General features: G+C 70.7%; 11 protein-coding genes and 3 pseudogenes. 4 read left to right on the top strand and 10 right to left on the bottom strand.

Annotation, left to right across the window (positions count from 1 at the left end):
• Nucleotides 1-44 precede the first annotated feature (44 nt).
• A pseudogene (locus tag ACIRVF_RS30045) lies at nt 45-307 on the top strand (HoxN/HupN/NixA family nickel/cobalt transporter); the annotation flags it as partial.
• A 270-nt stretch (nt 308-577) separates the two neighbouring features.
• Here the strand turns inward: ACIRVF_RS30045 and ACIRVF_RS30040 are convergent.
• A complete protein-coding gene (locus tag ACIRVF_RS30040) occupies nt 578-1,336 on the bottom strand; it encodes a hypothetical protein (protein WP_402824568.1) in 759 nt (252 codons plus the stop codon).
• Nucleotides 1,337-1,643: 307 nt separating this feature from the next.
• The gene (locus tag ACIRVF_RS30035; protein ID WP_402824566.1) at nt 1,644-2,330 is read right to left on the bottom strand and encodes a hypothetical protein; all 687 of its coding nucleotides are present in this window, start codon (nt 2,328-2,330) and stop codon (nt 1,644-1,646) included.
• A gap of 302 nt (nt 2,331-2,632) precedes the next feature.
• Between ACIRVF_RS30035 and ACIRVF_RS30030 the strand changes: the two genes are divergently transcribed.
• Nucleotides 2,633-3,106, top strand: coding sequence for a VOC family protein (locus ACIRVF_RS30030; protein WP_402824563.1), 474 nt, complete (start codon nt 2,633-2,635; stop codon nt 3,104-3,106).
• Between the two features lie 34 nt (nt 3,107-3,140).
• Here the strand turns inward: ACIRVF_RS30030 and ACIRVF_RS30025 are convergent, their stop codons facing one another.
• From ACIRVF_RS30025 to ACIRVF_RS30015, 3 genes and pseudogenes are all read right to left on the bottom strand, one after another.
• Complete coding sequence (locus ACIRVF_RS30025; protein ID WP_402824560.1) at nt 3,141-4,076, bottom strand: DUF5996 family protein; 936 nt, start codon at nt 4,074-4,076, stop codon at nt 3,141-3,143.
• An 89-nt stretch (nt 4,077-4,165) separates the two neighbouring features.
• Nucleotides 4,166-4,352, bottom strand: a pseudogene (locus tag ACIRVF_RS30020) (transposase); the annotation flags it as partial.
• A gap of 152 nt (nt 4,353-4,504) precedes the next feature.
• Complete coding sequence (locus ACIRVF_RS30015; RefSeq protein ID WP_402824844.1) at nt 4,505-4,840, bottom strand: EthD domain-containing protein; 336 nt, start codon at nt 4,838-4,840, stop codon at nt 4,505-4,507.
• Nucleotides 4,841-4,986: 146 nt separating this feature from the next.
• Between ACIRVF_RS30015 and ACIRVF_RS30010 the strand changes: the two genes are divergently transcribed.
• The gene (locus ACIRVF_RS30010; RefSeq protein ID WP_402824557.1) at nt 4,987-5,445 is read left to right on the top strand and encodes a MerR family transcriptional regulator; all 459 of its coding nucleotides are present in this window, start codon (nt 4,987-4,989) and stop codon (nt 5,443-5,445) included.
• Nucleotides 5,446-5,502: 57 nt separating this feature from the next.
• Here ACIRVF_RS30010 and ACIRVF_RS30005 read toward each other — a convergent pair.
• Nucleotides 5,503-5,742 (bottom strand): annotated as a pseudogene (locus tag ACIRVF_RS30005) (IS5/IS1182 family transposase); the annotation flags it as partial.
• A gap of 290 nt (nt 5,743-6,032) precedes the next feature.
• On the bottom strand, nt 6,033-6,575 hold the full coding sequence (locus ACIRVF_RS30000; RefSeq protein ID WP_402824554.1) for a TetR/AcrR family transcriptional regulator: 543 nt from the start codon (nt 6,573-6,575) through the stop codon (nt 6,033-6,035).
• 102 nt (nt 6,576-6,677) lie between these two features.
• Between ACIRVF_RS30000 and ACIRVF_RS29995 the strand changes: the two genes are divergently transcribed.
• Nucleotides 6,678-7,583 (top strand): NmrA family NAD(P)-binding protein, encoded by a 906-nt coding sequence (locus ACIRVF_RS29995; protein WP_402824551.1) that lies wholly within the window; start codon nt 6,678-6,680, stop codon nt 7,581-7,583.
• A gap of 326 nt (nt 7,584-7,909) precedes the next feature.
• Here ACIRVF_RS29995 and ACIRVF_RS29990 read toward each other — a convergent pair whose 3' ends face one another.
• The 3 genes from ACIRVF_RS29990 to ACIRVF_RS29980 all read right to left on the bottom strand — a co-directional run bounded on the left by ACIRVF_RS29990 (nt 7,910) and on the right by ACIRVF_RS29980 (nt 12,277).
• Entirely contained in the window at nt 7,910-8,263 is a 354-nt protein-coding gene (locus ACIRVF_RS29990) for a hypothetical protein (protein WP_402824549.1), read from the bottom strand.
• 625 nt (nt 8,264-8,888) lie between these two features.
• Entirely contained in the window at nt 8,889-10,154 is a 1,266-nt protein-coding gene (locus ACIRVF_RS29985) for a glycine-rich protein (RefSeq protein ID WP_402824546.1), read from the bottom strand.
• Between the two features lie 521 nt (nt 10,155-10,675).
• A complete protein-coding gene (locus tag ACIRVF_RS29980) occupies nt 10,676-12,277 on the bottom strand; it encodes a hypothetical protein (RefSeq protein ID WP_402824543.1) in 1,602 nt (533 codons plus the stop codon).
• Between the last annotated feature and the right edge of the window lie 165 nt (nt 12,278-12,442).

Raw genomic sequence — 12,442 nt, 5'->3', positions numbered from 1 at the left:
CCCGGCCCGTCGTGCACGCCGAGGTGTGGCAGGCCGGCGCCACGCTGATGGCGGACGGCCAGCGCCCGGTCTCGGCCGGGTTCTGGTTCGCGCTCGGCCACTCCAGCATCGTCATGGCGATGACCGCGTCGCCGGCGGCGCCCAGATCGCCGGCACCCTGGTCGACGACCGGTCCACCGCGCACCAGTGGCCGGGCGTGATCGGCAACAGCGTCTCCGGCACCTTCCTCTACCTGATCGCCGCGCTCAACCTGGTGGCCCCGGCGGGCATCCACAAGGTCGACACGGCCATGCGGGCCGGGCAGCACGCGGGTCTTCGCAGTCGTCGCGGATTCACAGCCGGCACTCCGCCGAACTTGGCAGTGATCCATCGGTGACGGGGGCGCCATGGCCTGCGAGCTCCGAGCCCGGTGACCGGCTGGTTGTCGGGGGCGCCGTTGACCAGGTCGGTGATCCGGGCCGCCTGCGTGGTCACTGCGCGCGGATGCGGGCCGACGTGGTGCCGATCGAACCGTACCTGGCGGGGACCTGCGCGAGCGCTGCCCACGAGCCATCGCTGGCCTGCCGCACTGTGGCTGCTACTGCAGGATGCCGACCGCCCGCGCCACCACCAGCACCACCGTGATCAGCGACACCGCCGACTGCGTCATCATCAGCAGCTTCGCCCAGACCGACAACGGCATGGTGTCCGTCGGGCTGAACGCGCAGGCGTTGGTGAATGCCACGTACAGGTAGTCCGGGTAGGACGGCTCCCAGCCCGGCTCCGCGATGCCCTCCTGCTGCATCTGCGGGAAGAGGAAGTCCGGGTACGATCTCACCCCCTGGGCACGGGCCGCCGGGCCGCCCCGGTCCCACTCCCAGTACCACAGCGAGAAGGCGATGATGTTGGTCGCCCAGACCGCGCCGCCGGTACCGAGCAGCGCCAGCGCACCCGGCGAGGCGGACGTGTGGATCAGGTCGCGCACCAGCTTCACCGCCGACCAGCCGTTGGCCAGGCTGATCACCGCCACCAGGGCCAGGCTCAGCAGGCGCAGCAACCGCGATGTCTGGTCGATGCGCTTGTGCGGGTTGAGGACCACCAGGGCCACCAGCAGCGCCAGCTCCAGGGTGGGCAGCATCCCATGCGGGTGGATGGTCAGACGGGTCGGCAGGGCAAGCTGGAGGCCCACCGCGACCAGGATGGCCACCGAGACCGCCCAGCGCTGCTCACCGAGAGTGACCGAGCGCCACGCTGGGCGCTCCGGCTTCTCGGGCTCCAGGAGCCGCTCGATCCGCTCCAACCTGCGGTGCAGCACCTCGGAGAGCTGCACCGAGGCATGGTGTTCGTGCTCAGTCATGGCGCACAGTGTGTCAGGCGTCTACTTTCCCGATCGCGGTGGTGCCGGGTACAAGGACGAGGCCGCCGGGGTGCCCGCTCGGCGGGCCGGCTGCCAGGTGTTGCCGACGAAGAGCACGGCCGAGTCCGCCCGGCTGGAGAAGGCCGAGCGGCAGGCCTCCCGCGCCTGGCGCAGCGTGGTGGGGCCGAGGCCGCGGGTGAGGTCGCGGACGGCCTGGTGGTCGTCGACTGTCAGCGCGTGGAGACGGGCGCCCGCGAGGCCGAGGCAGGCGAGCCTGCGGCCGTCGATGACGGACTCCCGGCGAGCCCTACCTCTTCACCGTGAAGTAGTCGAGCCCATCCGCCGTCAGTTCCAGTACGGTGCCGTACCGGGCCCGCGCCTCGGTCACCTTCCCCGCTCCTTCCGGAACCTGCGAACAGCGGTGGTACGTGCCGCCGCCGGACGGCGACAGACAGGGCGTGGGTTCCTCGATCCGGTTCACGAGAGGCAGATCCAGCCGGTCCCAGTCGATCGCGAGCCCGTCTGCCGCCAGCCGCGGGCTGGGCATCGGCCGACCGTCCGGGTAGCGACCGCAGGTGCGGTGGTACTCCATGGCGTAGCGCACGGTTCCTGTCGCGTACGGCCCGTCCTGGCCGTTCCCGTCCACCGGCCCCCACCTGGTGAGACCGGCCGCGCGGATCCCGGGCAACACCGAGGTGATGTCTCCCCGGACACCGAAGTCCGCGATGGCGTGCATCCTGCAGGTCAACAACACCTGCGTACGTGACTCCAAGAGGTTCTCGGAACGCCTCTCGCAGGTGTCGTCGAGCAGGGTTACCACGGGCTCCGGCCCCTCCACCCGGCTCAGGCGATCGATCAGGTCACGGATCCGGGCCTCCTCCGTCGCCCGCTGCGACTGTGCCTGCGGCGCCCTGGCCTTCTGCGCCAGCTCATCGCCGGCCGGCACGCGATCGCACCCCGCGACCGCCCCGGCCAGCACCGCTGCGAGCACCAACGCACCGATCCCACTCCACCGAGACACCGCTTCTCCCCCGTATCCGTCCGTCGCGTCCGCCTCAACCCTCCGCCGGCGAACAGGCCCGACGCATGAGTACGCATACTCAACCCGCCGTCGTCGCCTGCCCTGGTCAAGGCACCGACGAGGACGAAGGAGATGACCGTCTCGTTGACCGCCACCGCATGCGGCGCGCCACAACGTCCAACGCGCCCCGGGACGTGCCGCCAGGTCGACGGTGAAACCGGCTTCCTCCTCGAAGCGGGAATGCCGAGCGGGGGGTCCCGCCCTACGCTGGCCATATGTCCGATTTCATCGCCGCCGGCGCCTCAGCCGACGACGTTCCCGCACCGGCCGAGGGGGTGCTGCTGACGCACTTTCTCACGGTCGGCGACGTCCCTCGCTCGCGGGCGTTCTATGCCGATGTGCTGGGCGGGCAGGTGGTGCTGGAGGAGAGCCCCTGCATCATCAAGGTCGCCAACAGCTGGGTCATCATGAACCCCGGTGGCGGGCCCACGGATGACAAACCCGACATCACACTGCGCCCACCGCAGGACCGCCACACCGCCTCCAGCTTCCTGAACGTACGGGTGGCGGACATCCACGGCTTCTACGCGGCAGCCCGCGCCAAGGGAGCCGAGTTCTTCACGCCGCCCATCGACCGGCGCGCCGAGTTGCGCTGCTACATGCGCGACCCGGATGGCTACCTCATCGAGGTCGGCCAGTCCACGGGCCTGCTCAAGGGCCTCCTGGCGCGCACCGATACCGAAGCCTGACCATCGCACCGCGCTGCGCTGCTGACCGACTTCGTCAAATGCGCCGGACCGGGTCCGTGATTCCGTAGGGGCACGCAAGCGCCGCGATGTCCCATCCGGCGCATCCGGCCCCGGCCTGGTAGGCGCCTTCGTAGAAGGCGAGCACAGCGGCACGTGGATCGGCCTCGGCGCGGGCCGCGTCGTAGCGCAGCACGGCCAGGTGGCTGTCGCCGCGCGCGACCCACTGCGCGGACGCCGGGCTGAGCGGCGCCTCGGCCAGACCGGCGGGCTCGGGAGCGGTGTACGAGTAGAACGCGGGCTCGGCAAACGTGTCGTCGCCGAACCAGAAGCCGAAGCTGATCACTTCCGAGGAGTACGCCTCTCGGGTGACGGGGTCGGCCTGCCTGGGCTGGTCGACCCGGCGCCCGGAGAACCGGCTGTGGGCGATGTCGAACGTGTGCCAGAAGTGGTGCACCGGGCTGGCCTTTCCCGAGAAGCCCGCCGCGAACTCCTCCAGCACGGACGCCACCTGGCTCAGCACCCGCCAGTAGCGGTTTGCGGCTACCGGGTCGTAGGTCGCGTGCTCGGTGTCCTCGGCGAACGGCCGGTCGGCGTCGGGTAGGTCGAAGGGCCTGGGAATAGCGACGTTCGCCCGGACGCCCAGCGCGGCCAGCGCGGCCATGGTCTGGTCGTAGAACGACGCGACGGACTGGCCCGGAAGCGGAAAGGATTGCTCTCCGCCGTCCAGCGTCGTGACGACGAGCCGGTGGTCGACGAAGTCGAAGTCGACCGTGAAGATCGGATTCCCGTCGACCTGACCCATCGGACGGGTGGTGATGCCGCGCCCAGTGACATGGAACGGGACGTTCCACCAGTGGTTGCGCCGAGCGCTCGCGGCCAAGCGGATCTTGCCGACAATCTGCGCGAAGCGGTGCAGCGTCTCCTTCGTGTCCCGCCACTCCGGCAGCGGCGCCGGCGGGAACAGCTCCATCGCCTGCCCCTTTCCTGCCCGGCGCTCCCGCGGCGGCCGGGCCGTCTCATCATGACCCCGCCGAGGACATCCCGCACGCCGCCGAGGGAGCCGAGGTCGTCCGGGGCCGGGCCGGGAGGGTTTCGGCACCCGGGCCGGAGTGAGGACCTTCGCACGGATGTTGCGGAACCCTCGGCGGACCCGGACCGGAGTCAACTTTGCTACTGGAAGCGGGCGTTCCCAGGGGCGGCGCAGGTCGGCGGCGAGCCGGCGGGCCAGGCGGAGCTGGGTGTGGGCGACGCACTTCCGATTCGTCGTTCTCCGCTGGCCTGGAGCGCCCGTTGTGTTACGAACGGTTCGTCCAGCACTCCGAAACCTTGATCACGTGGGCCGACGTCACGTGGATGGCCCGCCGCATCGCCCGCGGCGCGGAGCGGGCAGCCCGAAGACTAGATCACCATCCTTTCTTCAGTGACCATTACTGCCACCGAATTCATGTCGATGAACTTGCTCTCGTCCGGGTTCACCACCTCCTTGTAATTCTTGGAGGCGAAGAAGGCGTCGTGGTCCGCCCAGCTTTCAAACCAGATTTCAGTGAGGCCGTCGTAGGCGGGACTCGGGTAGCTTTCAGCGGGCACCGGGTGGGAGACGGTGTACTTCTTCACGTACTGCCGCGCCTCCGGAATGGAGGTGAACAACGGGGCATGGCGGTCCCGGTGATGCTCAACGAATTCCTCGAACGTCATTCCATGGATACGGTTGATCATGAAAGCGAACTTGATCACGGAACTCTCCCTTTCGTGCTCCAGCGGATGCGAGAGGTCGGCGACCGGAGCCCCCGGCAGCAGGTCCCGAGCCATGGGGTTAACCTAAACGCTCACATCGATGTCAAGGGCAAGTCGCCGTGACCCAATGCATACGAGGGGTTGAGATGCGGATCGGTGAACTGTCCGCCCGGACAGGAGCAAGCCGTCGATCACTGCGCTACTACGAGCAGCAGGGCTTGCTGGTCAGCACAAGGTCCCCCAGCGGCCAGCGGCGCTACGACGACGATCACGTCCAGCGGGTGGCGCTGATTCAGGTGTTCCTGGCCGCCGGAATGTCCAGCAGAGCCATCGCCCAGATGGTCCCTTGCATGACGGAGCCCAACAGGGACAGAGCTCGGCAAGCCTTGACCGCAATGAATCAGGAGCGAACCCGCCTTTCATCCACCATTGACAGCCTGACCGCCGCCAAGGAAGCACTTGATCACCTGATTGACGCCAACCGGACCTTTCTGGCGGACGCGGCCGATGACTCGGCCCCGGGCCGACCGGATCAAAATTCTGGCTTTTCTCCGATGAAACAATCCAACCTCTACGGTTCGCGCTCAAAAGCGCTCCCTGGCTGACGTCTTCCATGATCCGTCGGGTTGGGGTCTGTCAAGGGCGCACGGATGGGCGTGCGGTCATGGTCGGCGGGTCGGGCGTTCGTCCCAGCGGTGAGTCGTCCATGCCTGTCGGATCAGGCTGCGCACGGTGATGACCGTGTCGGCGAAGTCGAAGAATGCGTCGATGACGGTGGCGCGCCGCTCGTAGCAGCGGGCGAGCCGGTAGAAGGCGTTCCGCCAGGCGTGAGTGCGCTCCACGTGCCAACGCCGGCTGGCCTGGATCGGTGCCTTCTCGCCTTTGTGCGCGATGCGGCCGTGGATTCGCTCGTTGTCTCGGCCGACGTTCGCGGGGTGGTCGACCACGCCGGATGCCGCCTACTGGCCAATGCCCCAGGCGGCGGCCGGTGGCATCGTCTGACGAACCCTGCAGCAACAAAGGCCACGCCCACGGGAGTTGGTTCAGCGGGCGGTGGCGGCCAGGTCGCCATCGTGCGGTCCGCGGCTCCGGTCAGTCCGTACGCGCCGCCATGGAACTCGAAGTCGGTCGGCTGTGGACCTGACGGCTTGCCCGTCATCGCCATGACGGGCAGGTGCGAACAGAGCCGGGACTATGTCCGTGGTTCTACTCCGCTGATGGCTATCCGCAGGAGGCGGGAGGCCAATTCCGGATCGTCCTCGGCTCGGATGGCAATGCCGTTGGCCAGGGCGAGCAGGTCGTCGACCGTGATCTCGGGACGCAGTCGGCCGGCCCTCACCGCGGTTGCCGCTAGCTCGGCGGCGACGTCGGCCAACATGCCGTGGCAGCCACTGTCGTCCGCGGTGGGCCGCAGGGAGACGGCCAGCCCGCGAGTAGTGGCGGTGTAGCGGGTCAGCTCCTCCAGCCAGACCACCAGGCCGCCGCCCGCTGTCTCGTTGAGCTCCCGGCCACGTGCCACCAAACGCTCGACACCCTCGTGGAAGACCGCGGTCAGCAAGGCCTCGCGGGAGCGGAAGTGCCGGTGCAAGGTCGCCGAGCCGAGCCCGGCCCGCCGGGCGATCTCCTCCAGCGAGGCGGAGGAACCATCCCGCGCCACGACCTCGGCGGCAGCGGCGAGCAGGCGCTCGCGATTGCGCCGCCAGTCGGCGCGGTGCGGGATCTGCTGGCTTGTCATCGCGCCGATCCTACCCTCCTCTCGACAATCGGGGGGCCACCCCATATATTCCGGGGTACAAACGGGGGGCCACCCCGGTTGACTGGCGGGAGGGAAGTACCCATGACAACCCATCCGGTGTTGGTGACCGGGGCGACCGGCAACCAGGGGGGCGCGGTCGCCCGCGCGCTGCTCGACGCGGGGCGGCCGGTCCGGGCACTGGTCCGGGACCCGTCGTCCGAAGCCGCTGTCCGGCTGGCCGCGGCGGGAGCGACTCTGGTACGCGGCGACCTCGACGATCCCGCCTCCCTCAAGGAAGCGGCGGCCGGGGCGACCGCGGTGTTCTCGATGGAGACCGCGAACTTCGCAAACCTGATGGCCGACTTCGAGGTGCAACGTGCCCGCAACCTGGTGGCGGTAAGCCGGGAGGCCGGGATCGAGCAGATCGTGCACTCCTCGGTGTCGGGTGCCGGCATCGACGATCCTGGGGCCTTCGACGAGGAACGCTGGGGAGCCTTCCCGGCCCACTACTGGCACAGCAAGATCGAGGCCGAGCGGGTGGTGCGCGAGTCGGGCTTCGCCACCTGGACCATCCTGCGACCCTCCGGCTTCATGGAAAACCTGAGACAGCCGTCGATCTGGTTCGCGGGTTTCACCTCGAACCGACTGGCGGTCGTCAACGACCTCGACGTCGCACGCCCATGGGTCACTGTCCAGGACATCGGTACCGCCACGCTCGCGGCGGTCGCGGACCCGCAACGCTTCCACGAGGTCGTGCTGGAACTCGCGGGAGACGTCCTGTCCATGCGCCGCGCGGTCGAGATACTCAACTCCGTACGGGCGACGCCGATCGAGCTGCCCAGCAGCCCGGGGCAGGCCGTCGATTGGGGGGTCATGCCGGAACTGGCAAAGTCGCAGCGGCGGATGGACACCTACCCGGCACCGGCCCTTCCGGAAATGGCCCACGCGCTGGGCATCGAGACGACGACCTTTGAGCAGTGGGCCCAGGGAGCAGCGCAGGCGGAGTGAGCGCGCCCGCCGCGCAGTAGCGGTCCGCCGAGCCTCGAACTCCCAGCGTGCGCGTTGGGGTGTCCGGACCTCGAAGTTCCACCTTGCGGTTGGACACTCTCCGTCTACGCGACGTACCTTGCCGGTGCCGCTGGCGGGTCCCGAGTGGCGTGAGGTAGCCCCACTCGGGGAGCTTGCGTAGGCGCCTGCGGTTGTACGCGGATCGATCATGTGGCTGAAGTCCCTGACTCCAGCCACATGATCCGAACCTTGAACAGCTCCTCGTCACTCGGCCGCCGGTCGGGATCGCCTGCCGGAGGGCACCGGTTCCGCTGCGCGGGACGCCGTCAGTGAAGCTGCGGCAGTACCAGGTGGGCGGTCTGCCGGGCGTCCTCGGCCGTGGGCGCCGTGATCTGCACGAGCCTGCTGCCCTTGAGGACGTCGAGCAGGACGAAGTCCCTGGACTCCTCCTGCACGTGGAAGCTGTACGCCGCGTCGGCGAGCCCCGACTCCGTCACTGGTTGGCCCTTGGTGCGGTCGACGACGTCGCGGAAGGACTGCCTGCCGTAGGAGGCACGGGCAACGCTGACGTAGAGCTCCGCTTCCTGGTAGGCGCACTCGCTCACCTGCTCCTGCAGGATCTCCTTGGCCGGGCCGGGCGAGCGGTGCAGCACCTCCGCGGCCTGGGAGGCACTCAGCAAGAGGCAGGGATGACTCAGCGGGTCAGGAGCGGGTTCGGGATCGCCGGCGCATCCGCTGAGCAGCCAGCCCCCACCGAGCAATGCGATCGCCAAGGCACCGGTCGCACGCCGGAGATCGATCCCCTTCACTTCGCCCCCACTCCCCCTGCCGTCGAACTCCCAGGCGCAGCATGCAAGGTGGCTCCTCTCCCGTCAACAAGCCGTGGTGGCGGGCCCGGACGCCCGGGAACGCGGAGCACCGGCGCGGGACACGGGCGCCGCCTGTCAGTTGAGGATTCATGAGCGGTTGCCGGGACCGCTGTGTCCATGCCCCGGCCGTCAGGTCCGGTGCATGAAGTGGGTGGGCGGGGGTAGCCGGAGGTCGCGGGCAGGGCTGGCGGCGCGCGGGACACCCCCCGGACACCGCGCGCCGCCAGGTGCCCAGCGCCGTCGCCCCCTTCGTCCGCCCGGCGTCGACGTCCGGGCAGCGCCGTTCGGCGTCGAGCCGGCCTGATCGGGCGGCCCCGACGGGGAACTGGGGGTCCGCCCGTCCGAAGGAGCGGACCCCCAGTCGCCGGAAGCGGCAACGGTACGCCTTCAACTGCGCTTCACCGGGGCACCATGGGGCGCCGCGATCTTCCTCTGGTCAGGGGTTCACCGTCACGGTGATGCTCTCGGGGCTGCCGCCGTTGCCCTGGTAAACCGAGTCGCCGCTGTAGACGGCCGTGATGACGTGCGGGCCGGTGGTCCGGAAGAAGACGACGCGCCCGGCGGCGGCGCAGTTCCCGAGGTTGAGGACCAGGCGTGCGGTGCCCAGAGTCACTCCGGCGGTGGTGTCGGTGAACGTCACCGTGCCGGTGGGCGGGGTCGTGGCGCCCGTGCCGGCCGGGCAGACCAGGTCGTCGAGAACCACCGGTCGGCCGAGCCGGACCTGCTGGGGAATCGCGATCAGGCGGGTCGTCACCGGCTTGCCCGGGGTGAGGTAGCTGATGGTGATGCCTGCGGCGGCGCTGGTCACCGTGGGGCCCGTGCCGCCGGCCGGGACCAGGGACGAACCACCTCCCCCGCCACCCGCGCTCCCGAACGGGTTCATGTTGACGTTGAGGTCGCCACCGCCGCCGCCGCCGTAGTAGCCGCCGCCTCCGCCGCCACCCGTCCGGCTGCCGCCTGGTCCGCCGCCGTCGCCGCCGGTGCCGAGTGTGCCGGGGGCGCCGCTGCCACCGCTGGGGGACGTGCCTCCAGGCCCGCCCTGGGTGGCGGTGCCCGCCCCGCCGCCGGTTCCCCCGTTGCACCCCCCGGTTGCGCCCGGCTGGCCGGCGTCCCCACCTTGGCTGCCGCCCGTGCACGACGAGCTGAAGACCTCACCGGCTCCACCGCCGCCCGCGGCCACGATGAGGCGGGAGTCGCTCGTGGTGAGGGGGGTGGTGCGGGGCTGGGTGCGGACGTCGGAGGCCCCGCCTCCACCGCCGCCGAAGTGGCTGCTGCCACCGCCGTTGAAGCCGCCGACGCACGGCGAGAAGGGGTAGCACCCGGAGGGGAGCGTGGGGACGCCACCGACCTCGACGTACAGGATCTGCCCGCCGGAGAGCCCGGTGAGCGTGCCCGAGACCTGGGCGCCCCGGCCACCCGGGGTGGTGTTGACCCCCGACAGGCCGCCGGCCGCGCCGATCGCCGTGACGTCGACCTGGCTGACGCCGTTGGGGACGGTGAACGTCTGCTCGGCGCCGGTGAAGGCGAACGTGCAGGTGGTGGTGGGGCCGGAGACCGTACAGGTGCCCTGCGCACGGGCGGGCACGGACAACGCCACCGGGGCGAGGGCCGCGGCGCCGAACACACCGGCCGCCACGGCCAGCACCCGACCCCGACGCCCGGCAGCGGGCCGACCGACGGCCCCGCACAGTGAGAACGTCACGCTCAACTCCAAGACGGAAGAAGGACCCGGCGAGGTTTCGCCTTGCGCCACTGTCGATCACGCAACGGGAGGTCAGGGCCCCTGTTGAACTGACACACCGTCGGTTCACGCCGACGGGCCCGCGGGCCACGCCTTCGCCGGCATCCGTGGCGCCGTGGATCATCCGGGCCTCGTCGGAGGCGAGGAAGGCGACGGCGCGGGCGATGTCCTCGGGAGGGCCCGGGGGCTCCGGCCGGAGTCGCCGCGGCGACCCGTTCGCCGACCGGGCGGGCGCTCTCGTTCCCGGGAGCCGGAGTGACCGCGGGAGCAGCGGCGTTGACCGCGAGCACCCTGTCGAGGTCGTCGTCGGACGGCTCCGGCGGGGACGCGGCGGGACAGACGAACCGCTCCTGCCACCGCCTACTCGCTGACCTCACCGACGGCGGAACCCGTGGGGTCGGTCAGCAGCAGTCTGCGGGCCGACCGGCCGTTCAGCCCGGCAGAGGCTCGCGGCTCGGGCCGCCGGCCCCGGGCGGGTGCCGTCAGGTCAGGATGCGCACGGGTGTGACCACCGAGGGCGGTGAACACCGCTGGGAGGTCCGGCAGACGGTCAGCGGCCGTGGGTTGGGACCGTCGAGGACCTGTACGGCCCACAGGACCGGGTAGCTGACGCCGCAGACGGCGCAGGTCGGGGCTGGGAGGGGGGCGAAGCCTTCGGACGGCGGCCCGAAGCCGGGCGGGGCGGTGGGTGCCGTGGGTGCGGTGGGTGCGGTGGGTGTCGGGACGGTGGCCGGCATCGGCGGGACGGCGGGCGGTGCGGGAACCGCCGGGCGCGGGGCTACGACCGGTGAGGGGGGCACGACCTGGGCGGCGGGCGCGACCGGCGGAACGGGAGGGAGCGGAGGAACCGGAGGAACGGGAGGAACGAAAGGAGCCGGAGGAACGGGAGGAGCTGGGGGAACCGCCGGCGGAACGACCGCCGGTGGCGGCGCCACGTCCCAGACCGCGAGTCCGGCCACCAGCGCCTCGAAGTCGTACCCGCACTCACCGCAGGAGATCAGCGCTCCCTCGGTGCGCATGTCCCCGCAGCCGGGGCAGAACGTCACCGGTTGCTCGTCGGCCTCCGTGCTCTCGCAACGTGAGCAGATGAAGTCGGGCTCGACCTTGCCGTGCTGGAAGAACGCCCCGAAGATCTGGAAGGGGTGGATCTCGCCGTCCTTGCTGTGCGCCGCGCGCAGCACCGACTGGATCGTCTTCAGCCGCCGCCTCCGCTCCCGCAGGCGCTGGAGGTCCAGGTTGACGACCTTGGTCTGCCGGCAGTCCCGGCACGTGCACAGGGTCCGAACGGGCAGCCGGGAGCGGATCCCGAACTGCCGGTACAGGAACTCGAAGGCCGCTCGGTGCTCCTCCCCGACCGGGACGTCCGCCACACCCACGCCGACGGCCGCGAGAAAGCCCTCGACGGTGGCCGCCAACTGCGCCACCCCGGAGCCGAGTCGCTCGGGTATGCCGTCCGGTCGGCGGCTCATCATCACCGGGATCGACAGCAGGCCGGGGAGGGCGTTCCGGTCCACGGCGACGAAGCCCTCCCGCGAGCGGAAGACGACGCCCTGGATCCCGTCCCACAGGGACGGCCCGGTGGCCCGGGGGCCGCCGGAGAGCCGCTCGTTGATGAGGGAGGCCACGCCACCGACCACGCGCTCGCCGGTCTGGTGGTGGCGGGCCAACGTCTCCGCCTGGGGTGCGCGGGCCCACCAGCGCGGCTGGGGGAAGTCCGCGTCCGGATCGAGGCCGGCCAGCGCCCGGTCGAGCGTGAGCAGCGCGCTCCGGTAGGCCTCCACGTAGGGGGACTGCACACCCAGCGCGACGACCGAGACGGCACGGTCGGTGAGGTGCACCGACACCGTGGTGTGCGGGTCGGCGCCGTCCGGCCCGCCGGCGAACAGCACGCGTATCGCGAGCGGCACTTCGTCGGGCAGGAGCATCGCGGAGCGGACGGCCGAGCCCCGCTGGGCCTCCACCACGGTGGCCATCTCCGAGGTGATCCGGAAGCCGAGCGAGCGCAGCGCGTCCACGGCCGCGACCCGAACCCGTGCGGCGTCGGCACGGAGGCGGCGCTCGGCGTCGAGGGTGATCGAGACCAAGGCTCCTCCGCGGGCGGACGGCGTGACGGATCGACCGGTCGGACGACCGCACGACGGTCCGGGAGTCTAACCAGGAAGGCCGGCGTGCGCAGACGGAACGTCAGGAATGGTCCGTCGCCCCCGGCTCCGTCGCGGCGTCCGTGCACCCCCAGCTCGACGTCACCC

Source organism: Kitasatospora sp. NPDC101157, assembly GCF_044768255.1.
GTDB lineage: Bacteria > Actinomycetota > Actinomycetes > Streptomycetales > Streptomycetaceae > Kitasatospora.
This window is presented reverse-complemented; position numbering and strand designations above follow the sequence as displayed.